Genomic DNA, 23,362 nt, shown 5'->3' on the forward strand with positions numbered 1-23,362 from the left:
CCCAGATTCAGGGACCGGTAATGTCGTTTTGCAATTACCTGGCCACATCTGTATCAGGATGTGTATTCGTTAATTATCAATAGGTTATTCCTACTACCTAATATTATTTACGAAGAGTGATGCTGGAAAACCACCCCCAGTTCTGGGTCTTTACCCTGCGGGAGCTAAAAAACAGCAATGTGTTTAAATTCATATAGTTATTAGTATTTATTAAAGTTCTTTATCCGTTACTTCCCCACCACCCTGAACGTCAGCAACACACACGTACCCTGCCCCTCCTCGCTACTGAGCTTCACCGTTCCGCCAAAGCGCTCCATGATCCGCCGCACCAGCACCAGGCCAACCCCCAGTCCGCCTTGCTTGGTGCTGAAGAACGGCTTGAAGGCCATGCGTTGCTGCTCCTCGGTCATGCCCTTGCCGCTGTCGCACAACTGCAGGGTCAGGCCCTGGCGCGTGTGCCGGCGCCGCTCGACACGCAGCTCACCGCCTTCGGGCATGGCCTCCAGGGCGTTGGCGATCAGGCTGTTGAAGATCTGCCCGAGCAGTACCGGCTGGCACAGCACCTGAACCTGGGGCAACTCGCCCATCTGCAGGCGCACGCCCTGGCGCAGTAGTTGCGGGGCAAAGCCTTGCAGGCTGTCCTGCAGCACCCGCAGCAGGTCTACCGGCTCCGGGGTATCGTTCAAGGGCCGCAGCGACTGCAACAGCTCGCGCACCCAGTGGGACATGCGGTCGACCTGGCTGATGATGTCGCCGATGTTCTTCTGCGCCGGCCCCTCTTCGATCTCCTGGGCAAGTTCGGCGCTGGAGCGAATGCTCGCCAGGGGGTTGCGCAGGCTGTGGGCCACCGCCGACGACATCTCGCCCAGGGCCACATAGGTTTCGTTGTTGATCAGGCGCTTTTGCTGCACCGCCAACTGCCGGGCGGCGCGGCGCATGATGCCGTACAGGCCGATGTACACAACCCCCGCGCCGATCGCCGTGGCCAGCCAGATCAGCAACAGGCCGCGTTCGATACGCAAAATCAGGTCGCGGGGCTCCTTGTAGATCTCGACCATGGCAGTGACGTTGCCGCCCTCGGCATCGAACAGCGGGATGTAGTTCTCGATGAACAACTGCTCGGGCGGGGTAATGAACTTCTGCTCGCTGCGCGCCTGGTCGACGTCGTGGTAGCTGGCCGAGACGCGCATCTTCTGGTCGAAGGCATGGTCAAGGTCGTCATCGGCGTCGATCATCTTGCCCACCAGCGCCGGGTTGCTCGACCAGATGACCATGCGGTCCGGGGCGTAGATATTGGCCAGCAACACGTCGGGCAGGTGGGCGATATGGTCGAGGAACTCGCCCCGGGCGCTGCGCCGGGCCTCGGGGTCGACATCCGGGAAGGCCTGGTCCAGGCGCGGGTCGAGCAATTCGCCCATGGTCCGCACGTTGGGGATCGACACGTGGCGCACTTCGGCCAGGGCGATGGCCTGGATGAACTGGGCGGTGAGCAAGGCGTCGCGCTCGACACTTTCGTTGATCACGAAGCGGCTGGAGATCAAGCCCAGGCCCACGGCCACTGAAAGGATGATCGCCAGGCTGACGAAGGCGTACCAGCGCAGCAGGTTGAACGGCTTGCGCGCGGCGGCCGGGGCCGGGCTTGCGAGCTGCAGGGACGACGAATCGAGGCGTGGCTGGCTGCTCATCACTGACTCCCGAATGAACGCTCCTTAGGTTATAGCCCAGCCCGCGCAATTCCCCCGCCCGCTTGCCCCACTTGCCCCCAACCCTGGGGCCAGCGCCCCGAGTCGAGTGGCTCTGCCGACACCCTGTAACCGCACGCCAGGCCTTGTGCAGCAAGGCCTGCAGGGTCTTGAGAATAAATTGGTACGGATGTTGCCGATGCCTGTGCAGACGACCCAAGTCCATGGGCCCGAATGCAAGAGGGAAGACTCATGCACCGTCCAACGCCCCACCCACTGGCTCTGCTGATCCTGGCGAGCATTATCCAGGCACCGGCCCAGGCCGCCCTGTTCGAAGTAGACCCCGGCCCTTACCTGCCCGCTACCGGCGGCTTTGCTGCCTGGTACCAGGACACCCATGGCCGGGTGCTCGACCTGTGCCTGTCCAAGGCGGTCAGTTCGCGGGTGCCCGGTGCACCCGGGGCGCCGTCGTACATGTGCGTGCTCAACCCCGCCCCCGGGGTGTTCGACGACACCCGGCCGATCAACTTCCCGAGCAACTACCCCGACGAAACCTTCTGGTTCACCGCCGATGCCGCCATCACCGACGCCGCCAGCGGCATCGACCTGACCTACGGCACCGCCATCGAGGCCGCCTTCGCTGCCGAAGACGTGGTCGACGGTGACCAGGTCAGCTTTGCCCGGGTGCGTATCCGCGTCGACGTGCCCACGCCAGGCACCTACATCGTCACCCACCCCTACGGCGTCGAAGTGTTCGATGTACCGGCGGCCGGGCGGCGGGCAATCAACATGACCCGCGACATCGGCATCGGCGCGCCGAAAACCTACACCGGCGCGCTCAAGGGCGATGTCGGCCCGTTCCTGCGCGGTGCCGGTGGCCCCTACAGCGAAACCAACCCGGCCACTGGCGCCAGCGAACGCTTCATCGGCGACCCGAACCTGCAGGAAGCGGTGACCGGCAGCCCGTTCAACACCAACTTCGTGCGCATCGAGGGCCCCAACGGCCTGGATTTGCGTACCGAACTGTTCTCGGTCTCGGGCAAGCTCTCCACCGTCGCCCGCCCGACCCCGGTGATCGCCCAGCGCAGCACCTATTCGCGGCACAGCGAGAACGGCGACCTGCGCGCCCAGCAGGACCTGTTCGTACAAGCCCCGCCGCCACCGGCGACCGCCACCCTGGTCAGCCAGACCCCCAACCTCAACCTCAGCGAGGCCAACACCACTGGCGCCTGGTACGCCCAGTCGGTGCTCAACCCGTCGCTGCCGCTGAACCTGCAGGTGACCGCCGACAACAGCCTGGCGATCTCCACCAGTACCCCTACCACCCTGACCCTGGCGCTGACCGACCTGGTGGTGATCGAGCGCGCCGAGTACAGCCTGGCCTCCGGGCAACTGACCCTGGTTGCCAGCACCAGCGACGAAACCAGCCCGCCAGTGCTCAGCGCCCGCACCGGCAACGGCGCCACGATCGGCACCCTGAGCGGCAATGGCGCGGTCAAGACCCTCACCACCGGCCTGTCGCCGATTCCGCCCGCCAAGGTCACGGTGACCAGCACCAACGGCGGTAGCGACAGCGAAGAAGTGGTGCTCGTGCCATGAACACTCTTACGCCACGTCCCCTAGCAGGAGGCAGCATGAACAACTGGCCACGCCTGGCGCTCTGCGCAGCCGGGCTTTCCCTCTCGCTGGCCGGCACTGCCTGGGCCGGCCTCAAGGCGGTCGATCCCGGCCCCTACACCCTGGCCACCGGGCGTTACCCGATGTGGTACCAGGACCACGGCAACCTGTCGCTGGAGCTGTGCCAGTCGCGGGCGGCAAGCTCGCGGGTAGCGGTTTCAGTGCCGCCGGCCTACATGTGTACCTTGCTGCCGGAGCCCGGGGTGTACGACGACGCCCTGCCGCTGGTGTTCCCCGACAACTGGCCGCCGGAGATGTTCTGGTTTCTGGCCGAGACCGAAATCCCTGAAGTGGGCAACAGCGGTTACGAGCTGGAAGTCTATGTCGCCGGTATCGAGGCGGCGTTTGCCGCCGAAAACCCGGTGGACGGCGACCAGCAAAGCTTCGCCCGTATCCGTATCCGCGCCTCGGTGCCGCGCACCGGCACTTACGTGATCACCCACCCGTACGGGGTCGAGACGGTCAACGTCACCACCGCCGGGCGCCGCGCCATCAACATTACCCGCGACATCGGCATCGGCGCCCCGGGCAACTTCAGCGGCGTGCTCAACGGCGCGATCGGGCCGTTCCTGCGCGGCGTCGGCGGCCCCTACACCGAGATCAACCCGGACACCGGCGCCAGCGAAACCTACGTCGGCGACCCGAACATCACCGAAGCGGTCACCGGCAGCCCCAACAACACCAACTTCGTGCGCATCCAGGGCCCGGCCGGGACCATCCAGACCAACCTGTTCACGGTCTCCGGCAAGGTCCTTGACCCACGCAAGCAAACCCCTGCCGAACTGCAGCGGGCCAGCTACCGGCGCACCTCGGACGGCACCCGCGTCGAGGTGTTCGCCAAGGCGCCGAACAACGCCACGCTGTGCATGCGCGAGACCCTTGCGCTGGTGCCGGGCACCCCGCCCTCGCCCTGCCAGTTCAACCTGCTGGCCGACAACAATGGCCTGTTCTTCGCCCAGCACCTGAGCAGCGCCGCACCACCGCCAGTCATCGTCGTCACCGCCAGCGACCCGACCGGCGCCACCCGCCCCACCGCGCTGTCGAGCAAGCTCAGCGACGTGGTCAAGGTCACCACCGCCCGCTATGACTGGGCCAACAAGCGCCTGCGCATCGAGGCCAGCTCCAGCGATGAAGTGCAGGTGCCCGACCTGGTCGCCCAGGGTTACGGGCGGTTGTCGAAGTCCGGCACCCTGCAGACCCTGACGGTCAACGAGCTGAGCCAGCCGCCTGCGATCGTTACGGTGAAATCCGCCGCCGGCGGCAGCGACAGCGAGCCGGTGGTGGTAATCGGCAATGCCCCGGTCGACGCCGCCAACCAGCCGCCAGTGGCCCAGGCCGACGTCGGCAGCACCCGCGTTGGCGTGCCGCTGAGCCTGAACTTGCTGGCCAACGACAGCGACCCTGACGAAAACGTGCCGCTGAGCATCAGCGACCTCACCCAGCCGGCCACCGGCCAGGGCACGGTGGTGCTCAACGGCACCACGGCCGTCACCTACACCCCACCGGCAGTGGTCAATGCGCCGCTGGTGGCCACCTTCACTTACCGTGCCCAGGACAGCAAAGGGCTGAAATCACCCGTCACTAACGTCACTGTCAATGTCGCCGCCAACCAGCCGCCGCTGGCTGTCAATGACACCGCCAGCACCCTCGGCGTGGCCTTGCCGATCAACGTGCTGGGCAACGACAGCGATCCGGATGGCAACGTACCGCTGACGGTCGCCAGCGTTACCCAGCCGGCGCTGGGCCGCGGCACGGTCAGCAGCGACGGCAACCAGGTCACCTACACCCCGCCGGCAGTGATCCTGGCCGCGTTCAGCACCACCTTCACCTACATCGCCCGCGACAGCGCAGGTGCCCTGTCGGCACCGGCCACGGTCACGGTGCAGGTGTCGCCACGGCCACCGGCAGAGAACTTCACCGTCACCGCCGCAACGGTCACGGCACGGGCTGGCGGTCGCTTTACCTGGGACATCTCCGGCACCACCTCGGCGATCCTGCTCAACGCCGTCACCGTGCAGGTCAGCACCCCGACCGGCCTGGTCAGCCTGGGCACCACCCCGGTACCGCTGACCGGACGCTGGCGGCTGAGCGTCACCAACAGCGTCGCGCCGAGCACACCGGCACCGACGGCAACCGTCACCACCAGCCTGGGCACCGTGCGCACTGTGCCGGTCACCGTGCAGTAACCACAGGAGAACGACCATGGCGCGCCTGACCACCTTGCTGGTGTGCCTGAGCCTGAGCGCTCAGGGCGCCCTGGCCGACGACCTGATGGATAACGCTGACCTGGCCATGGGCAGCGACCTGGGCGAGCTGTCGATGCAGCCACTGGCGCCTTCAAGCGGCCAGCAGGCGCTGGTCGAGCAGAACGGCCAGAGCAACCGCGCAGCGATTGGCCAGGACGGCCAGGCGCTGCTCGGGCGCATCGTCCAGCAAGGTGGCGCGCAGGAGGCGTACATCCTGCAACAAGGCAACGACCTGATGGCCTCGATCAGCCAGCAGGGCTACGGCAACAGCGCCTCGATCAGCCAGAGCGGCAGCAACAACCGCGCGCAGATCGAGCAATACGGCAACAGCAACAGCGCCAGCATCGAGCAGGCCGGCAGCGGGCTTTCCAGCTCGGTGATCCAGGCCGGCAACGGGCAGCGCGTGCAGGTCAACCAATACCGTTAAACCTGGAGGCACCACCATGTTCAAGCTCGCTCCTTTAAGCGCCGCCATTGTCCTGGCCGTTGCCGGCCAGGCCATGGCTGACGACAGCCAGTCGACCCAGAGCCAGTTCGGCACCGAGAACATCGCCGAGGTCAAGCAGACCGCCGCGCCGCTCAGTACCACCACCCAGAACCAGCTGGGCCTGGGCAACAACCACGCCGCCAAGCAGGACGGCGGCAACAGCCAGATCCAGCAAAGCGGCACCGGCGACTACAACGCCGGCTACGCCGAGCAGTTGTACGAGTTCGGCAGCCAGATCAACCAGCAAAACGCCGGGGCCCTGAACAACACCCACGCCAGCCAGTCGCTGGGGGTCGAGAACAGCGCCCAGCAGACCCAGCAAGGCACCGGTAACTTCTCGTTCATCTACCAGGACACCCAGGCCGGCAGCCAGGGCACCACCTTGCAGTTTGGCGATAACAACCGCGCCTTTGTCGAGCAGCAGTACGGAGGCGGCGGCAACAACGCCCTGAGCATCCAGGCCGGTAGCGGCAACTACAGCGCCGCCGAGCACCTGAACTACAACAATGGCCAGATCGGCATCTACCAGGCCGGCGATGACAACTGGGCCTATGGCGATCAGCGCGAAGGCCAGGATGGCAGCGTCACCATCAGCCAGACCGGCAGCGCCAACTCCAGCGAAGTCTGGCAAGACACCCAACTGGGCAGCCAGGCCACGGTGACCCAGTACGGGCAAACCAACGAAAGCGTGCTCGACCAGAGCTTCGGCGAGGGCAACGTGGCCAGCATCACCCAGGCCGGCAGCCTCAACGCCAGCTATGCCGACCAGTTCGGATCGCAGCAGTCGACCACCACGGTGTTCCAGAACGGCCAGGGCAACGTCCACTACACCTACCAGAATGGCGACAACCACGTGCTCACGGTGAGCTCCACCGGCACCGGCAACAAGATCCTCGCCAGTAACTGGAAGGGCGACAAGTCCGGCGGCCAGTTCGGCAGCGCCCAGCGCGCCGAGGTCAACCAGAACGGCAGCGGCAACAGTGCCAACTTCACCCAGGACGGCAGCACCCAGCTCGCCCGCCTGAACCAGAACGGCAGCGGCAACAGCGCCGAACTTGCCCAGGTCGACAACAACAACGAGCTGTATTTTGAACAGAACGGCAGCGACAACCTGCTGATCGCCGACCAGCGCGGCACCGCCAACTACGCCACCGGCGTCAGCAGCGGCGCCGGCAACAGCGTCAAGGTCGAGCAATCGGGCAGCGGCAACCAGAGCTACACCTGGCAGCTGTACGGCGACAACAACCAGGCCAACATCAAGCAGACCGACGGCGTCAACGTCGCCTACGTGACCCAGGGCGGCTCGGCCAACCAGGCGATGATCGACCAGAGCGGCGCAAACATGGCCGCGACCATCCAGCAGTTTGGTGCGGGTAACCAGGCGACGGTGTTGCAGCAGTAATTAATTCGGGGCCGCTTCGCGCCCCATCGCCGGCAATCTGATTCTCCCCCCCTTGACCGTGACTCGCCGACAGGCTGGTCACGGTTCTTTTTTTGCCCTTATAATGCGAACAATTCGCAACTGCATCTTTCATGTTTCAGGATCTCCGGGTGTCCCCTACCTCCCCCGCTCCCCAGCAACAGCTCCATGGCCTCTATCGCGATCACCACGGCTGGCTGCAGGCCTGGCTGCGCAAGCGCCTGGGCGACCGTGAGCGTGCTGCCGACATCGCCCACGACACCTTCCTGCGCCTGCTGGTCAGCGGCCGTTTGCCCGGCCACGACGAGGGCCGCAGCTACCTGGTGCAACTGGCGCGCAACCTGGTCATCGACCAGTGGCGCCGGCAACGCATCGAGCAGGCGTACCTGGCCAGCATCGCCCACCTGGACGAACCGCAAACGCCGTCGCTGGAGACCCGCGCGATGATCCTGCAGACCCTGCAACAGATCGACCAGATGCTCGACAGCATGCCGGCCAAGGTGCGCAGCGCCTTTTTGCTGTCGCGCTTCGAAGGCCTGGGCTATGCCGAGATCGCCGAGCGCCTGGGGGTCACCGTAAGCTCGGTGCAAAAGTACATGATCCGCGCCATCCAGGCCTGCTACCAGGTGCTCTACAGCGAATGAGCGCGGTAAACGATGCACCGATCGACGCGGCGATTGTCGAGCAGGCCAGCCACTGGCTGATGCTGCACTGGGACGGCCCGCTGGATGCCGGGCAACGCCTGGCGTTTGCCGATTGGCAAGCGGCCGATGCCGAGCACCGGCGCGCCTGGCAGCGCCTGCAAACCCTGCAGCAGACCCTCGCCGCCGTGCCTGCGCAAACTGCCCGCAGCGTGCTCGAAGAGCGCCAGAGCCGGCGTACTCTGCTCAGGCAGCTGTGCGTCCTGCTGCTGGTGGGCGGCAGTGGCTATCTGGGCCAGCAGCACCTGCCGTGGCGCGAGGCGATGGCCGACCAGCGCAGCGCCCCCGGCGAAGTGCGCCGCCTGCAACTGGCCGATGGCAGCCAGCTGCTGCTCAACAGCCGCAGCAGCGTCAACATCCAGTTCAGCGCACAAGAGCGGCGCATCCACCTGCTCGAAGGCGAGCTGCTGCTGACCAGCGGCAAAGACCCAAGGCCGCTCAAGGTCCAGACCCTGGCCGGTGAAGTACAGGCCCTCGGTACCCGCTTTGCCGTGCGCGAGCTGCGGGGTGGCAGCCGCGTCGAGCTGTTCGAAGGCGCCTTGATGATTCGACCCGGAGCGGGCACCGAGCAGTTGCTCACGGCCGGCCACGGCCTGTGGTTCAACCGCCAGGGCTGCGGACCACAGCATCCGGCCGACAGCAACAGCATTGCCTGGGAGCACGGCCGGCTGATTGCCGAGCGCCTGCCGCTGGGGCGTTTTCTCGAGGAACTGGGCCGCCATCGGCGCGGGGTCATCCGCTGCGAGCCGGCCATCGCCGAACTGCCAATCACCGGTGTATTTGCCCTCGCCGACAGCGAGCGCACCCTCACCGCCCTGCAAGACAGCCTGCCGATCCGCGTGCACTACCTGAGCCGCTACTGGGTGACCGTTACCGCGCGTTGACCGCCCGTGCTTGCACTTTCGCAAAAATAACTGCGCAAGCCGTTGTCGGTTTGCGCCGCTCGTTCGGGTTAGTCATCAAAGCTAACCAATACGCATTCTCAAAGGAGTCTTCGGGATGCCGAACCTGCCGCCCCCCTGCCCGTCCCCCCTGAGCTCGGCAATCCGCAGCGGATTGCTCGCCGGCCTGCTCGGCAGCGCCTGCTGCAGCCTGGCCATGCCCGCCCAGGCCGAAGCTGCCCGCCAGGAACTACGCTTGTACCAGATTCCCGCTGGCACCCTCGACCAGGCCCTGACCCAGTTCGCCGCCAGTGCCGGCCTGCTGCTGTCGGTGGATGCGCGCCTGACCGCCGGCAAGCCGTCGCTGGGCCTGCAGGGCCATTACGCGCCGGCCCAGGCCTTGAGCAAACTGCTGGCCGGTAGCGGCCTGAGCGCCTACTTCAGTGACGACGGCCGGGTGCTGATCGAAAAGTCCGCGCACGCCAGTGATGCCCTGGAGCTCGGCGCCACCCGGGTCAAGGGCCAGGCCGAGGACGACGGGCTCAAGGACTACGGCGTGCCGCGCTCGGTGGAAACCCGCAATCTGGAGCAACTGGAGCGTTTTCGCGGTCGCTCCAATGCCGACCTGCTCGCCGGCATCGCTGGCGTGCAGACCTCCGACGGGCGCAACGGCGGCGGCATCGAAGTCAACATCCGCGGCATCCAGGGCCAGGGCCGGGTGCCGGTCAAGGTCGATGGCAGCCAGCAGTCGCTGGATGTTTACCGCGGCTACGCCGGCACTGCACAGCGCGCCTACATCGACCCGGACCTGATCAGCAGCGTCACCGTCAACAAGGGCCCGAGCCTGGACGCCGGTGCTTCCGGCGCCATCGGCGGCTCGGTCGAGATGCAGACGCTGACCGTCGATGACATCCTCAAACCCGGCGAAACCACCGGCTGGCGCCTGCGCGGCTCGCTGGCGGACAACAGCAGCGCCGACGTCCCCAGCGACTATCGGGTGCGCCCACGCACCGAGCGCAATGACCTGCTGCACGCGCACGACTGGTCGCGCAGCCTGGCCTTCGCCCACAAGGACGAAGCCTTCGATGTGGTCGCCGCCTACGCCGAGCGACGTAACAACAACTACTTTGCCGGCAAGCACGGTTATTCGCGCTACGACACCTCGGTAATCAGTGGCGGCGCCCTGGTCGATGCCAACACCGTGGCACGCAACTACTGGCCCGGCGAAGAGGTGCTCAACTCCAGCACCCACAACAAATCCTTCATGCTCAAGGGCACCCTGTACCGCGACAACGGCCTGGAGCTGGGCCTGGGCTACCGCTACATGGATTCGAGCTTTGGCGAAATCATGCCCTCGCAGATTGGCCGCTCAGGCCCGTCGATGACCCAGCCACTGGGCGACTTCAAAAAAGACATCGACCGCTACGACGAAGCCTTCTGGATAAGCGCCGCCCCCGAGTATTACCAGCAATGCTCGGCCATCGCGGCCCCGGTGCCGGACGGCGACAATATGTGGGACAGCACCGGCTGCTTTGTGCGCGAGACCCTCGACCCGGTCTACGACTACAGCGGCGCCAACCAGATGATCCAGTTCAAGCCCGGCAACATGAAGCTGCACACCCTCACCAGCGAGTTCAAATGGCGCCCCGAGGACGACAGCCTGGCCCGCTACATCGACCTCAACGGTCATGCCTGGGCAACCTTCGGGCGCAGCATCATGTACAACAACGTCGGCTTTACCGCGCCGCAACGCGGCCAGGGCTATCAGGACGAGCAAAGCGAGCACTACCGCCAATCGCTCAAGTCCGACCTGAGCAACCTCAAGGTCGGCACCGACATCAGCAACACCAGCCGCCTGCTGACCGGCAGCGGCGACTACGCCCTGACCTATGGCGCCTCGTACCAGTACGAAAGCATCGACCCGAGCCGCAAGCCGTGGCAGGACGACCTGGAAAACAACCGCATCGAACGCAATGGCTATCGCCACGAATACAGCCTCAGCACTGCCCTGGAATACAAACCGGTCCCGCAGCTGACGTTCACCGCTGGCGGGCGCTACAGCGGTTACCGCATTTACGACCGCAACCGCCAGGCGCTGTATGCCGCGCCGGCCGGGGCCGGCCCCGACGAGCCATGGTGGAACGCCGAATTTGCAGGCTTCGCCGACAACGCCGAACTGTCTGGCCACGGCTTCGCCCCGGCCTACAGCGTCAGCTATGCCTTTACCCCCAATGTCATGGCGTATGCCCTGTACAACCAGGGCATGCGCATGCCGTCGCTGTTCGAGACCACCCTGGGCAGCTGGTCGGCAGAACCGAACTACGACTTGCGCCCGGAGCGAATGAAAACCTTCGAGGTCGGCGCATCGTTCAAGGGCAGCAACCTGCTGCTGGACAACGACCAGGCCGGGTTCAAGCTGGCCTACTTTCACAACACCATCGATGACATGGTCACCCGCAACTACCGCTACAACCCCAAGGGCCGCCCCGGTTTCAACGGCGAGCTGAAGATCCGCAACGTCGACAGCTTCACCACCCAGGGCATCGAGCTGCAAAGCCACTACGACAGCGCCTGGTGGTTCGCCGACGCCTCGTACGTCTACAACATCAAGGCCGAAACCTGCGACCGCGCCTTTGCCCAGGCCCTGCGCGACGGCGGCAAGAGCGAAACGCCGGACTGCACCACCGGCGGTTTCCAGGGTTCCTACACCAACACCCAGAACCCGCCGCGCTACAGCGTCAACCTGGTGCTGGGGGCCAAGGCCTTCGAGCAGAAACTGGCCAGTGGCATACGCATGCGCTACACCAGCGGGCCGATGTACGTGCTGGACAAAAGCTGGCACGTAGGCACCACCACACCGCAGCAGCACTACCTGGAAGCGCGCATCTATGATTTTTTCGCCGACTACCAGGTCAGCGATGAACTCAAGGTCAGTTTCAATGTTTACAACTTTACCGACCAGTACTACCTCGACCCCATGTCGCAAAGCATGATGCCAGCACCCGGCCGCACCTCAAGCCTGGCAGCATCCCTACAGTTCTAAAGGCCTTTTGCCATTAATCTGTCGGAATCGCCGTAGCAGGGTTTTACCGCCCTGCTTCGTTAATATTTTATTTTTCTCCTTAAGGGTTTACACGCGAATGGTAATTCTTATCATTCTCGACTTCCCGAACGGCCCGGCCCTTCCGTCCAGGCCGTTCACCCTTTGTTTCAGGAGAGATCTGACATGGTGTCGCGCTTCAACCTCAGCCGCTTGAGCATTGCCTTGCTGGCCACCCTGGGTTCCACGGCACTGGCCGCAGCGCCCCTGGAGCTGCAACCGGATGAAGTCCAGGTGCAGCCCACCGACCTGCCAGTGGACGGCAGCCGGCAGGCGATCGAGCTGGAGAACACCCGGGTGCTGGGCACCGCCGAAGAGGAGCTCAAGCAAGCGCCAGGCGTGTCGATCATCACCGCTGAAGACATCAAGAAGCGTCCGCCGGTCAACGATCTTTCCGACATCATCCGCCGCGAACCGGGGGTCAACCTCACCGGCAACAGCAGCAGCGGCGCGCGTGGCAACAACCGCCAGATCGACCTGCGCGGCATGGGCCCGGAAAACACCCTGATCCTCATCGATGGCAAGCCGTCGACCTCGCGCAACGCCGTGCGCTACGGCTGGAGCGGCGACCGCGACACCCGCGGCGAAACCAACTGGGTGCCGGCCGAAGAAGTCGAACGCATCGAGATCCTCCGCGGCCCGGCCGCCGCACGCTACGGCTCGGGTGCCATGGGTGGTGTGGTCAACATCATCACCAAGCGCCCGACCCAGGACCTGCGCGGCTCGATGACCCTCTACACCATGCTCCCCGAGGACGACTCCGAAGGCACCGGCAAGCGGGTCAACTTCAGCCTCAGCGGGCCGCTCACCGACAGCCTGATCTTTCGCGTTTACGGCAACCTGAACAAGACCGACGCCGACGACATGAAGATCAACTCGGCGCACCAGGCCTATGAAGAATCGCTGATGGCCGGCCGCGAAGGTGTGCGCAACAAGGACATCAACGGCCTGCTGAGCTGGAAGATCGACCCGGCCAACACCGTCGACCTGGAGTCCAGCTACAGCCGCCAGGGCAACATCTTTGCCGGCGACACCATGCTCAACGCCGGCGGCGAGTTCGTCGAGAGCCAGGTGGGCAAGGAAACCAACGTCATGCAGCGCTCAAGCTTTGCCCTGACCCACCGTGGCGACTACGACTGGGGCACCTCCACCGCCTCGCTGTCCTACGACCTGACCCGCAACGAGCGTCTCAACGAAGGCCTGGCCGGCTGGGGCGAAGGCGCGCCATCGGGCGGTGCCGGGCGCTTCGAGTCGCGCCTGCGCAACACCCGCGCCACCGGCGAGGTCAACCTGCCGCTGAGCATGGGCCTGGAGCAGGTGCTGACCCTGGGCGGCGAGTACCTCTACGAGTCGCTCAACGACCCGGGTTCGCTGCGCCCGCAAAGCTATGACCCGGGTGCCGAGCTGCCGGGCTTTGACCGCACCCAGACCAAATCCACCGCGCGCAGCTTTGCCCTGTACGCCGAGGACAACATCGAAGTCGGTGAAAACACCATCGTCACCCCCGGCCTGCGCCTGGACCACCACGAAGACTACGGCGACAACTGGAGCCCGAGCCTGAACGCCTCGCACCAGATCACCGAGGCCCTGAGCATCAAGGGCGGCATCGCCCGCGCCTACAAGACCCCCAACCTGTACCAGGCCAACCCCAACTACCTGCTGTACAGCCGCGGTACGGGCTGCAACTCCGGTGAAGTCAACAACGGCGGCTGCTACCTGCTGGGCAACGCCAACCTCGACCCGGAAACCAGCGTCAACAAGGAACTGGGCCTGGCCTACGACAAAGGCACCTGGCGCACCAGCGCCACCTACTTCCGTAACGACTACAAGAACAAGATCGAAGCCGGCAACCAGACCTTGTTCCGCCTGCCCAACGGCCGGCGCATCCTGCGCTGGGAAAACACCGGCAAGGCCGTGGTGCAAGGGGTTGAGGGCAACCTGTTCGTCGAGCTGACTCCGGCGCTGGACTGGAACACCAACTTCACCTACATGATCGAGTCCAAGGACAAGAAAACCGGCGAGCCGCTGAGCATCATCCCCGAGTACACGGTCAACTCGACCCTGGACTGGAATGTCACCGACAAGCTGTCGTTCCAGCTCAACGGCACCTACTACGGCAAGCAGGAAGCGCCAACCTACAACGCCCGGGCCAATGAAACCCTGGACAAGAAGGTGCAGAAGGACGTCGACCCCTACGGCATTGTCGGCATCAGCAGCGGTTACGAGTTCACCAAGAACCTGAGCATGCGCGTGGGCGTCAACAACCTGTTCGACAAGCGCCTGTACCGCGAGGGCAACTCCGATGAAGCCGGGGCACTGACCTATAACGAAGCGGGCCGGGCGTACTTCGCCTCGTTTACCACGTCGTTCTGATGGAGTGAGTGGGGGGTGGAAGCTGGCCTCGCAGGTCTCAGGCCGAGTCATTCACCCCGACAAGCCACAACTCAAGTGCGTAGGAATTTTCGACAATTCCTACCACTATTTTCAACGCCTCTATACTTCCCATACTCTTGCAACCTGATTCGACGTATCGTTGGCGGCTCGCCGGCTCCGGCCCGACTCGTCTTCCTGAATGATTCAGGAAACGGCTTACCCTTTTCGTCAAGGAGTTGTGCCAATGCCTTCGGTACTCATCGTCGATGATCACCCCACGATTCGTCTTGCGGTGCGTATGCTGCTCGAGCGTGACCGCTACGAAATAGTCGGTGAAACCGGTGACGGCGTGGCCGCCGTGCAAATGGCCCGCGAGCTGCGCCCGGACGTGGTAATCCTCGATATCGGCCTGCCCGGCCTTGATGGCCTGAGCGTGATCAAGCGCCTGCACCTGCTGGAAAACACCCCTAAAATCATGGTTCTGACCGGTCAGCCGGCCGCCTTGTTCGCCCGGCGCTGCCTGGATGCAGGCAGCTCCGCCTTCGTCCACAAAGACGAGGACCTGGAGGCACTGATCTTCGCTTTGAAAGCCATGATCAAGGGTTACTCGACCTTCCCGGACATGTCGGCCAACCGCGGCCCGCTGGGTAGCGAAAAAGATCGTCTGGGCAGCCTGTCGCACCGCGAGATGGAAGTGTTGCGCATGCTTGCGGCCGGGCTGTCGAATAACGACATCGGCAAACGCATGCTGCTGAGTCCGAAGACCATCAGCACCTACAAAAGCCGGATCATGGAGAAACTCCAGGTAGGATCTTTCGTCGAGTTAATGGCTCTGGCCACTCGCAACCAGGTGATCTGAACCGGCCATGAACATCCGCCCCGCTCTGCTGGCCCTGGTGCTGGGCTGCCTGCCGCTGTTGCTGCTCGACAGCAGCCTGGCCGATGAGCCCGGCGAGCCACGTACATTACTGGCGCGTTCGGTGGTCGGCGGCGAAGGCGTGGCCCTGTCAGCAGATGACCGGCGCTGGCTGAAGGAAAAAGCCGTGCTGCGCCTGGGAACCTCGCGCCCGGACTACCCGCCTTTTGATATCAACGTCAGCCAGAACGAATACGAAGGCCTGACCGCCGACTACGCCGGGCTGATCAGCGAGCTGCTGGGCATCCGGGTAGAGGTTCGCCGCTACAACAGCCGTCAACAGGCAATCACTGCCCTGCACACCGGGGCCATCGACCTGCTCGGCAGTTCCAATGGCTTTGAAGCCGCCGATGCGCAACTGGTGCTCAGCCAACCCTATGCCGACGACCTGCCGGTGATCGTCACGCCCCAGGGCAAAACCCGCGCCGTCGATGACGAGCTGGACGGGCTGCGCCTGGCCATGGTCGATCACTACCTGCCGGATGAAGAAGTCCAGCACCTGTTTCCCAAAGCCCACCTGCAGCTGTACTCCTCGACCATGGCCGGCTTGTCGGCAGTGTCGCTGGGACAGGCCGACGCCTTTGTTGGCGATGCCATCAGCAGTGACTACCTGATCGGCAAGAGCTTTCAGGAAAGTGTGCAGATCTCGCACTTCGTCAGGCACGAGCGCGAAACCTTCGCCTTCGCCCTGGCTCGTGGCAACGACCGATTGCTGCGCTTGCTCAACCAGTCACTGGCGGTCACCAGCGAAACCGAGCGGCTGAACATCCTGCGCCGCTGGAGCAGCGGCAGTACCAGCATGCTGCTGGATCGCGATGTGCTGGTATTGACCGCCGAGGAGCGCCGCTGGATCGCACAGCACCCGATTGTGCGAGTGCTGGTCAACAAGTACTTTGCACCCTTGAACTTCTACGATGACCAGCAGCAGGTCCGTGGCATTACCGCCGATGTGCTGGAGCAGATCAGCCTGCGCACGGGGCTGAAATTCGAGTTCGTCGAAGCCGATGCCGGCGCCGCCGCGATCACGTTGTTGCAACAGGGCAAAGCCGACCTGGCCGGGACTCTGGTCTATAGCCCCGACCGCGCCAGGCAGGTCAACTTCACCCGGCCCTATCTGGTCGATCCCTGGGTGCTGGTCAGCCGGGTTGACAGCGACGACGGGCAAACGCCGGAGCAGTTGCAGGGTAAACGCCTGGCGGTGATCCGCGATTCACCCTTGAAGCCCCAACTACGGGAGCGCTACCCGTCGCTGACGCTGATCGAGGTCGATAACCCGCTCGCATTGATGGAGGCGCTGGCGCAAAAGCGCGTCGATCTGGTGCTGAGCTCGCGTATCAACGCCGCCTACTTCATCAGCCGGCTGTTCAAGGATCGCCTGCGCATCGCCTCACTGTACGGCGATCAACCGATTACCTCCTCGTTTGCCACGGCTTTGCCGGCCACCGAACTCCACGCCATCATCGACAAAGCCCTGCTCAGCATCCCGCCCGACGAACTGGCGAAGCTGACCAACCGCTGGCGCACCAACGCCTTGATCAGCGACAGCCCCTGGTACAACTACCGCTCGCTGATCGTACAGATCCTCATCGTCGCCAGCCTGCTGATCGCCTGCGTGGTGTTCTGGAACCGCTACCTGCGCAGCCTTATCCGCCAGCGCAGCGAAGCCCAGCAGGCATTGCAGCATGAGCTGGGCTTCAGCAAACGCCTGCTCGAAGAGCTGCGCCTGGCCAAGGACCAGGCCGACGATGCCAGCCGCGCCAAAAGCACCTTCCTGGCGACCATGAGCCATGAAATCCGCACGCCGATGAACGCGGTGATCGGCCTGCTCGAGCTTGCGGTCAAGGACGCCGAACAGGGCCGCGCCGACCGTGCGTCGCTGCAGGTCGCCTTCGACTCGGCCAACGGCCTGCTGGCGCTGATCGGCGACATTCTCGACATCGCCCGCATCGAGTCCGGGCACATGCAACTGAACGCCGAAGCGACCGACCTGACTGCCCTGGTCGCCGCCACCGTGCGCGTGTTCGAGGGCAATGCGCGGCTCAAGGGCCTGGCCTTGGTCACCGACCTGCAGACCCTCGACGAAGGCCTCATGGTCGACCCGCTGCGGCTCAAGCAAGTGCTCTCGAACCTGCTGGGCAATGCCCTGAAGTTCACCGAGCAGGGCCAGCTGCAAGTCACCCTGCGCTACGGCCCGGCGCAACCCGGGCAACTGCGTCGGGTGCTGCTGAGCGTGCAAGACAGCGGCATCGGCATCAGCGCTGCAGACCAGGCGCGCTTGTTCCACAACTTCGCCCAGGTGGGCGAGCAACCCGCGCGCCAGGGCACCGGCCTGGGCCTGGTGATCAGCCGCACCCTGTGCGAGCTGATGGGCGGCCGCCTGAGCCTGAGCAGCAGCCCGGGTCGCGGCACCCGCGTCGACATCGAGTTGCAACTGGCGCTGGCGACGGTGGTGCACGCCCCGGTGGCGCCGATCGAGCAAGCGCCAGCCACGCAGGCCTTGAACATCCTGGTGGTGGACGACTACCCGGCCAACCTGATGCTGCTTGAACGCCAGTTGAGCGTGCTCGGTCACCAGGTCAGCCAGGCCGGCGATGGCCAGGCGGCGCTGGCGCTGTGGCTGCAGGGGCAGTTCGAGGTGGTCATCACTGATTGCCATATGCCCGGCATGGACGGCCATCAACTGGCACGGCGCCTGCGCAATGAGGAGCAGCAACAGCAACGCCAGCCCTGCCTGATCCTCGGCCTGACCGCCAACGCCCAGGCCGAAGAACGCGAGCGTTGCCTGGCCAGCGGCATGAACGATTGCCTGTTCAAGCCGATCGGCCTCAATGAACTGCGCCGTCACCTGACCGGCATCGACAGCCCGGCTGCGCCGGTAGTGGCAAGCGATAACCTTGAAGCACATGCCAGCGGCTTCGAGGTCGACAACCTCAGGTACCTGACCCTGGGCGACCCGCAACTGGTCGAACGCCTGCTACGGGAACTGGCCCAGAGCAACGGCGACGACCTCAAGGCCCTGCGCGCCCTCGGCCCGACGCCCAGCCGCGATGCCTTGCGCAGCCTGGCTCACCGGATCAAGGGCGGCGCCAAGATGCTCAAGGCCCGGGGCGTGGTGCAGCGCTGCGAAGCGCTTGAGCAAGCCTGTGTCGGCGACGCCGGTATCGAGCACCTGCAGGCCCTGGCCAGGGCCCTGGAACTGAGCCTGCAGACCCTCGAGACCGAGCTCAATCAGCGCGTCAGTGCAACTGCAAGGTCGAGTTGATCTGGCTGATCGCATCGACCACATGCTGCGAGCCCTGCTGGATTTCCAGAATCACCTCACCGGCTTCGTTGGCCAGCTCCACGCCAAGGCCCGTGCGGCTCAGGCTCGACTGCATGCTGGCCACGGCAGTCAACGACAGGTCGTGGTTCTGGCGCACCACTTCGACGATCTCCAGGGTCGCCTTGCTGGTGCGCGCCGCCAGGTTACGCACCTCATCGGCGACCACCGCAAAACCGCGTCCGTGCTCGCCAGCGCGCGCCGCTTCGATGGCCGCGTTGAGGGCCAGCAGGTTGGTCTGGTCGGCGATGCTGCGGATGGTCTGGACGATCTGCCCGATCAGTTCCGACTGTTTGCTCACGGCATCGATACTGCGCGCGGCGGCGTTGAGGTCCTGGGAGATTTCCTCGATCACCTGCACGGTTTGCTGCACCACCTGCGAGCCTTTGCGCGCGCAGGCGTCGTTCTGCACCGAAGTGGCATGGGCCGACTCGGCGGCGGTCTGCTGGGTGCTGACCTGGCGGGTGATGTCGCTGGCGAACTTGACCACCTTGTACAGGCGCCCGCGGGTGTCGAAGATCGGGTTGTAGGAGGCTTCGAGGTAAACCATCTGCCCGAGCTTGTTGACCCGCTCGAATCGGTGGGAATGGTACTCGCCACGGTTGAGCGAGGCCCAGAAGGCTTTGTAGGCCGCCGACTCGCTTTCGCTTTTGTGGCAGAACAGGCTGTGGTGCTTGCCCACCACCTCGTCGAGGCGGTAGTGCATGGTATTGAGGAAGTTCTGGTTGGCGTCGATGACCTTGCCATCCGGGGTGAACTCGATCATTGCCATCGAGCGGCTGATGGCGTTGATCAGGCTCTCGGTCTCGTGCTCGTGCTGCACCCGCTGGGTGATATCGGAAGCGACCTTGATGACGCTGGTGACCTGCTGCTGGGCGCCAAGCACCGGCATGTAGCTGGCTTCGAGCCAGACTTCGCGGCCGCGCTTGTCGATCCGGGCGAAGGTGCCGCTGCGCGGCTCGCCACGGTTCAGGTCACGCCACAGCTGGCGGTATTCCTCGCTTTTGCCGAAGGCTTCGTCGCAGAACAGGCGGTGATGCTTGCCGCGGATCTCCTCAACGCCGTAGCCCATGGTCTTGCAGAAGTTTTCGTTGGCGTCGAGGATGATCCCGTCGGGGCTGAACTCGATCATCGCCATCGAGCGGCTGACCGCCGCCAACTTGGCAGTCATCTGGCCCAGGGCCTGGGTGCAACGCTCGATTTCAGCCAGATCGGACTTACGATGCAAATCAAACATTTTGTAACACTCCATGCTCGGGATTTGCTGAGCATAGATGGCGATTGGCACCGTGCAAGCACTCTGACATCACCTTGCAGCGCCCGCCGACTGGCGGTTTCAGCTGCTTTCGCGAACCATCAGTTCGAAGCCCAGATCCTGGCACTGCAACTGACTGCGCTTGCCATCAAGCAGGCCCAACAGCGCCTGCGCGGCGCAACGGCCAATGTCCGCGCGCGGGGTGCGGATCGAGGTCAGGCGCGGCACCATGTGCGCCGAAGCCGGCAGGTCGTTGAAACCGACCATGGCCACCTGCTGCGGCACCTTGATGCCCTGGCGCAAGGCTTCAAGAATCGCCCCCTGGGCCAGGTCGTCGTTGCAGAAGAAAATGCCATCGACATCGGCATGGCGCTGCAGCAGCTGGGCAAACAGCTCGCCGCCCAGGCCGATCGATGAAGGTTGTGGTGCCAGCAGCTCGCGGCCGTGGGCATCCAGGCCGGCTTCGGCCAGGGCCAGGCGAAAGCCTTCGGCGCGCTGCATCACCCGTGGGTCAAGTTGCGCGGCAATAAAGCCCGGGCGCTTGCAACCGCGCTCGAGCAGATGGCGCGCCGCCGCCCTTCCCGCTTCCTGTTGGGAAAACCCTACCGACATGGCCTGGCCTTCGCCGCCCAGCTCCATCATGTGTACGCACGGCACGCCGCTGGCGGCGAGCATCTGCTTGGCGGCGTCGCTGCGGTCAAAACCGGTGAGCAGGATGCCGCGCGGCTGATAAGCCAGGTAGTTGCGGATCAGGTTTTCTTCTTCGGCGATATCGTAGTGATAGTTGCCGATCAGCACTTCAAGGCCACGGGGACGCATGACCTCGTGAATGGCTTCGAGGGTGTCGATGAACAGGTGGTTGGACAGCGACGGGATCAACACCACGATCGACTGGCTCTGCTTGGAGGCCAGTGCCCGCGCAGCCGGGTTGGCCACATAGCCGAGGCTGGCGGCGGCGACCTGGACCTTTTCCACGAGCTCAGGGGCAACCGTGCTGACCCCGCGCAGTGCCCGCGAAGCGGTGATCGGGGAAACCCCGGAAAGCCTGGCAACTTCCGCCAGGGTGGGACGACCGGTAGTACGAGAGCCAATGCGGGTCATGAGGGGTTTTATTTTCGACTTGCAAAGAATGGGGAACGGGCACTAAGGTAGCGCTGTCTCAGACCACAGGCAATGCAAAACTGCATGAGGCCAGGAATGAGCATCCAGACTGCTTTTACAAAATCAATAACATCTGGGTGGGAAGCGCCCGAGACGTTAGCCGTCTCGCTTCAAGATAGCGCTATCTTGCCCTGCAGGAGGTACCGATGAACCCACCCCTCTCCGCGATTGTGGTCATGGGCGTCGCTGGCTGTGGCAAGAGCTACGTCGGTGCCGCCATTGCAGGCCTGAGCGGCGGTCGCCTGATCGAAGGCGACGACTTCCACCCCGCTGCCAATATCCAGAAAATGAGTGCCGGCATCCCCCTGGACGACGACGACCGTGCCGGTTGGCTGATTCGCCTGGGCGAGGAACTGCAAGCGTGCCTGAAGGCCGGCGAGCGTCCGATCCTCACCTGCTCGGCGCTGAAGAAGCGCTACCGCGATGCCCTGCGCCATGCCGTGCCGGACCTTGGCTTTGTGTTTCTCGATCTCACCCCCGCTGAAGCCAGCCGCCGCGTGCTCGCCCGCCCCGGCCACTTCATGCCCGCCAGCCTGATCGACAGCCAGTTCGCCGCCCTCGAACGGCCCAACAGCGAGCCGCTGACCCTGGCGCTGGACGCCACCCTGGCGGTGGACAAGCTGGCCATCGAGGTAGACCAGTGGCTAAAGCCCTGCGGTGAACCGCTGCTGGCGCGAACGGCCTGACCCTGGCTGTTTTTTCGGCTCACCCAAGATAGCGCTGTCTCGACCCGTAAACGCTGTAATAGTTCCGCCCACAACAATGACAATACGAGGCACTGAACCATGTTTGGTTTGGCAACTGATACCTACCTGCTGCTCGATGCGGTGGTCACCATCATCGGCCTGGTGCTGCTGATCACCCACTTCAAGGTCCACCCTTTTGTCGCCCTGACCCTGGCGGCCGGTTTTCTCGGCCTGACCTCGGGGATGCCGGTGGCCAAGGTGATGAAATCATTCCAGGACGGCTTCGGTGGCGTGCTGGGTTTTGTCGGCATCGTCCTGGCCCTGGGCACCATGCTCGGCAAGCTGATGGCCGACTCCGGCGGCGCCGACCAGATCGCCCAGACCCTGATCCGCGCCTTCGGCAAGCAGAAGGTGCACTGGGCGATGATGTTCGCCGCTTTCCTGGTGGGCATTCCGCTGTTCTTCGAGATCGGCTTCGTGCTGTTGATCCCGCTGGTGTTCATCGTCGCCCGGCGCTCCGGGGTGTCGTTGATCAAGATCGGCATTCCGCTGCTGGCCGGCTTGTCGGTGGTCCACGGCCTGGTGCCGCCGCACCCGGGGCCGCTGCTGGCAATCGGCATCTTCAATGCCGACATCGGCAAGACCATTTTCTACGGGCTGATCGTCGCCCTGCCCACGGCGATCATTGCCGGCCCCCTGTACGGCAACTTCATCTCCAAATACATCCCGGGCAACCCCAACAAGGAGCTGATGGAGCAGATCGCCCGCGAGTCCGACCAGCAGAACCTGCCCAGCTTCAGCATCACCCTGATCACCGTGCTGCTGCCGGTGTTCCTGATGCTGCTGAAAACCTTCGCCGACGTGGTGCTACCGGCCGAGCACATCGTGCGCCAATGGATGGACCTGATCGGCCACCCGATCAGCGCCCTGCTTGCCGCCTTGCTGCTGGCGTTCTACACCTTTGGCGCGGCGCGCGGGTTCTCCCGCCAGCAGATCATGAAGCTGCTTGACCAGAGCCTGGCGCCGACGGCGGCGATCATCCTGATCGTCGGTGCCGGCGGTGGCTTCAAGCAGATGCTGGTCGATACCGGGGTGGGTAATGTGATCGGGCAGATGGCCGTGCAGGCACAGATTTCGCCGATCATGCTGGCCTGGCTGGTGGCGGCGGTGATTCGTATCGCCACCGGTTCCGCGACGGTGGCGACCATTACCGGCGCGGGCATCGTTGCGCCAGTGATCGGCATGATGCCGGGGGTCAACCGTGAACTGCTGGTACTGGCGACCGGCGCCGGCTCGTTGATTTTGTCGCACGTCAACGATGCCGGCTTCTGGCTGGTGAAACAGTACTTCAACATGACCGTGGCCGAGACCTTCAAGACCTGGAGCATGATGGAGACCATCCTCTCGGTGGTCGGCATCATCTTTATCATGCTGCTGTCGTTGGTGGTTTGAGGGCCT

General features: G+C 64.3%; 15 protein-coding genes and 1 pseudogene. 12 read left to right on the top strand and 4 right to left on the bottom strand.

Annotation, left to right across the window (positions count from 1 at the left end):
• Positions 1–227: 227 nt before the first annotated feature.
• Positions 228–1,685 (bottom strand): sensor histidine kinase, encoded by a 1,458-nt coding sequence (locus BLR26_RS17815; protein ID WP_093383346.1) that lies wholly within the window; start codon positions 1,683–1,685, stop codon positions 228–230.
• A 249-nt stretch (positions 1,686–1,934) separates the two neighbouring features.
• On the opposite strand from BLR26_RS17815, the gene BLR26_RS17820 reads away from it, so the two are divergent.
• The 10 genes from BLR26_RS17820 to BLR26_RS17865 all read left to right on the top strand — a co-directional run bounded on the left by BLR26_RS17820 (position 1,935) and on the right by BLR26_RS17865 (position 18,745).
• Positions 1,935–3,281 carry a hypothetical protein gene (locus BLR26_RS17820; RefSeq protein WP_093383349.1) on the top strand — a complete coding sequence of 449 codons (1,347 nt, stop codon included), beginning with the start codon at positions 1,935–1,937 and terminating at the stop codon, positions 3,279–3,281.
• 35 nt (positions 3,282–3,316) lie between these two features.
• Positions 3,317–5,545, top strand: coding sequence for an Ig-like domain-containing protein (locus BLR26_RS17825; protein WP_093383352.1), 2,229 nt, complete (start codon positions 3,317–3,319; stop codon positions 5,543–5,545).
• A 16-nt stretch (positions 5,546–5,561) separates the two neighbouring features.
• Complete coding sequence (locus BLR26_RS17830) at positions 5,562–6,032, top strand: curlin (protein WP_093383355.1); 471 nt, start codon at positions 5,562–5,564, stop codon at positions 6,030–6,032.
• A 16-nt stretch (positions 6,033–6,048) separates the two neighbouring features.
• The gene (locus tag BLR26_RS17835) at positions 6,049–7,494 is read left to right on the top strand and encodes a curlin (RefSeq protein WP_093383358.1); all 1,446 of its coding nucleotides are present in this window, start codon (positions 6,049–6,051) and stop codon (positions 7,492–7,494) included.
• Between the two features lie 149 nt (positions 7,495–7,643).
• The gene (locus BLR26_RS17840; protein ID WP_249744355.1) at positions 7,644–8,156 is read left to right on the top strand and encodes a sigma-70 family RNA polymerase sigma factor; all 513 of its coding nucleotides are present in this window, start codon (positions 7,644–7,646) and stop codon (positions 8,154–8,156) included.
• A complete protein-coding gene (locus BLR26_RS17845; RefSeq protein WP_093383362.1) occupies positions 8,153–9,097 on the top strand; it encodes a FecR domain-containing protein in 945 nt (314 codons plus the stop codon). The genes BLR26_RS17840 and BLR26_RS17845 overlap by 4 nt, the downstream gene beginning before the upstream one ends.
• 115 nt (positions 9,098–9,212) lie before the next feature.
• Positions 9,213–12,137 carry a TonB-dependent receptor gene (locus BLR26_RS17850; protein ID WP_093383367.1) on the top strand — a complete coding sequence of 975 codons (2,925 nt, stop codon included), beginning with the start codon at positions 9,213–9,215 and terminating at the stop codon, positions 12,135–12,137.
• Positions 12,138–12,320: 183 nt separating this feature from the next.
• Complete coding sequence (locus BLR26_RS17855) at positions 12,321–14,567, top strand: FepA family TonB-dependent siderophore receptor (protein WP_093383373.1); 2,247 nt, start codon at positions 12,321–12,323, stop codon at positions 14,565–14,567.
• Between the two features lie 244 nt (positions 14,568–14,811).
• Positions 14,812–15,426, top strand: a complete 615-nt coding sequence (locus BLR26_RS17860) for a response regulator transcription factor (RefSeq protein ID WP_093383378.1) — start codon at positions 14,812–14,814, stop codon at positions 15,424–15,426.
• Positions 15,427–15,433: 7 nt separating this feature from the next.
• On the top strand, positions 15,434–18,745 hold the full coding sequence (locus tag BLR26_RS17865) for a transporter substrate-binding domain-containing protein (protein WP_093383383.1): 3,312 nt from the start codon (positions 15,434–15,436) through the stop codon (positions 18,743–18,745).
• On the opposite strand, the gene BLR26_RS27765 is transcribed toward BLR26_RS17865, so the two are convergent.
• From BLR26_RS27765 to BLR26_RS17875, 3 genes and pseudogenes are all read right to left on the bottom strand, one after another.
• Complete coding sequence (locus BLR26_RS27765) at positions 18,720–19,214, bottom strand: methyl-accepting chemotaxis protein (protein WP_371128680.1); 495 nt, start codon at positions 19,212–19,214, stop codon at positions 18,720–18,722. The genes BLR26_RS17865 and BLR26_RS27765 overlap by 26 nt on opposite strands.
• Before the next feature lie 42 nt (positions 19,215–19,256).
• A pseudogene (locus tag BLR26_RS27770) lies at positions 19,257–20,054 on the bottom strand (PAS domain-containing protein); the annotation flags it as partial.
• An 84-nt stretch (positions 20,055–20,138) separates the two neighbouring features.
• Positions 20,139–21,158, bottom strand: coding sequence for an HTH-type transcriptional regulator GntR (locus tag BLR26_RS17875; protein ID WP_093383390.1), 1,020 nt, complete (start codon positions 21,156–21,158; stop codon positions 20,139–20,141).
• 206 nt (positions 21,159–21,364) lie between these two features.
• Between BLR26_RS17875 and BLR26_RS17880 the strand changes: the two genes are divergently transcribed.
• Positions 21,365–21,904 carry a gluconokinase gene (locus tag BLR26_RS17880; protein WP_093383393.1) on the top strand — a complete coding sequence of 180 codons (540 nt, stop codon included), beginning with the start codon at positions 21,365–21,367 and terminating at the stop codon, positions 21,902–21,904.
• A 99-nt stretch (positions 21,905–22,003) separates the two neighbouring features.
• Positions 22,004–23,356, top strand: a complete 1,353-nt coding sequence (locus tag BLR26_RS17885) for a GntP family permease (protein WP_045198708.1) — start codon at positions 22,004–22,006, stop codon at positions 23,354–23,356.
• Positions 23,357–23,362: the final 6 nt, after the last annotated feature.

Origin of the sequence: Pseudomonas sp. UC 17F4 (genome assembly GCF_900101695.1) — a bacterium.
GTDB lineage: Bacteria > Pseudomonadota > Gammaproteobacteria > Pseudomonadales > Pseudomonadaceae > Aquipseudomonas.

Bases quoted from the DNA above. Each gene is read 5' to 3' on its own strand.
- BLR26_RS17815 (WP_093383346.1), bottom strand. From the start codon at position 1,685: ATGAGCAGCCAGCCACGCCTCGATTCGTCGTCCCTGCAGCTCGCAAGC.
- BLR26_RS17820 (WP_093383349.1), top strand. From the start codon at position 1,935: ATGCACCGTCCAACGCCCCACCCACTGGCTCTGCTGATCCTGGCGAGC.
- BLR26_RS17825 (WP_093383352.1), top strand. From the start codon at position 3,317: ATGAACAACTGGCCACGCCTGGCGCTCTGCGCAGCCGGGCTTTCCCTC.
- BLR26_RS17830 (WP_093383355.1), top strand. From the start codon at position 5,562: ATGGCGCGCCTGACCACCTTGCTGGTGTGCCTGAGCCTGAGCGCTCAG.
- BLR26_RS17835 (WP_093383358.1), top strand. From the start codon at position 6,049: ATGTTCAAGCTCGCTCCTTTAAGCGCCGCCATTGTCCTGGCCGTTGCC.
- BLR26_RS17845 (WP_093383362.1), top strand. From the start codon at position 8,153: ATGAGCGCGGTAAACGATGCACCGATCGACGCGGCGATTGTCGAGCAG.
- BLR26_RS17850 (WP_093383367.1), top strand. From the start codon at position 9,213: ATGCCGAACCTGCCGCCCCCCTGCCCGTCCCCCCTGAGCTCGGCAATC.
- BLR26_RS17855 (WP_093383373.1), top strand. From the start codon at position 12,321: ATGGTGTCGCGCTTCAACCTCAGCCGCTTGAGCATTGCCTTGCTGGCC.
- BLR26_RS17860 (WP_093383378.1), top strand. From the start codon at position 14,812: ATGCCTTCGGTACTCATCGTCGATGATCACCCCACGATTCGTCTTGCG.
- BLR26_RS17865 (WP_093383383.1), top strand. From the start codon at position 15,434: ATGAACATCCGCCCCGCTCTGCTGGCCCTGGTGCTGGGCTGCCTGCCG.
- BLR26_RS17875 (WP_093383390.1), bottom strand. From the start codon at position 21,158: ATGACCCGCATTGGCTCTCGTACTACCGGTCGTCCCACCCTGGCGGAA.
- BLR26_RS17880 (WP_093383393.1), top strand. From the start codon at position 21,365: ATGAACCCACCCCTCTCCGCGATTGTGGTCATGGGCGTCGCTGGCTGT.
- BLR26_RS17885 (WP_045198708.1), top strand. From the start codon at position 22,004: ATGTTTGGTTTGGCAACTGATACCTACCTGCTGCTCGATGCGGTGGTC.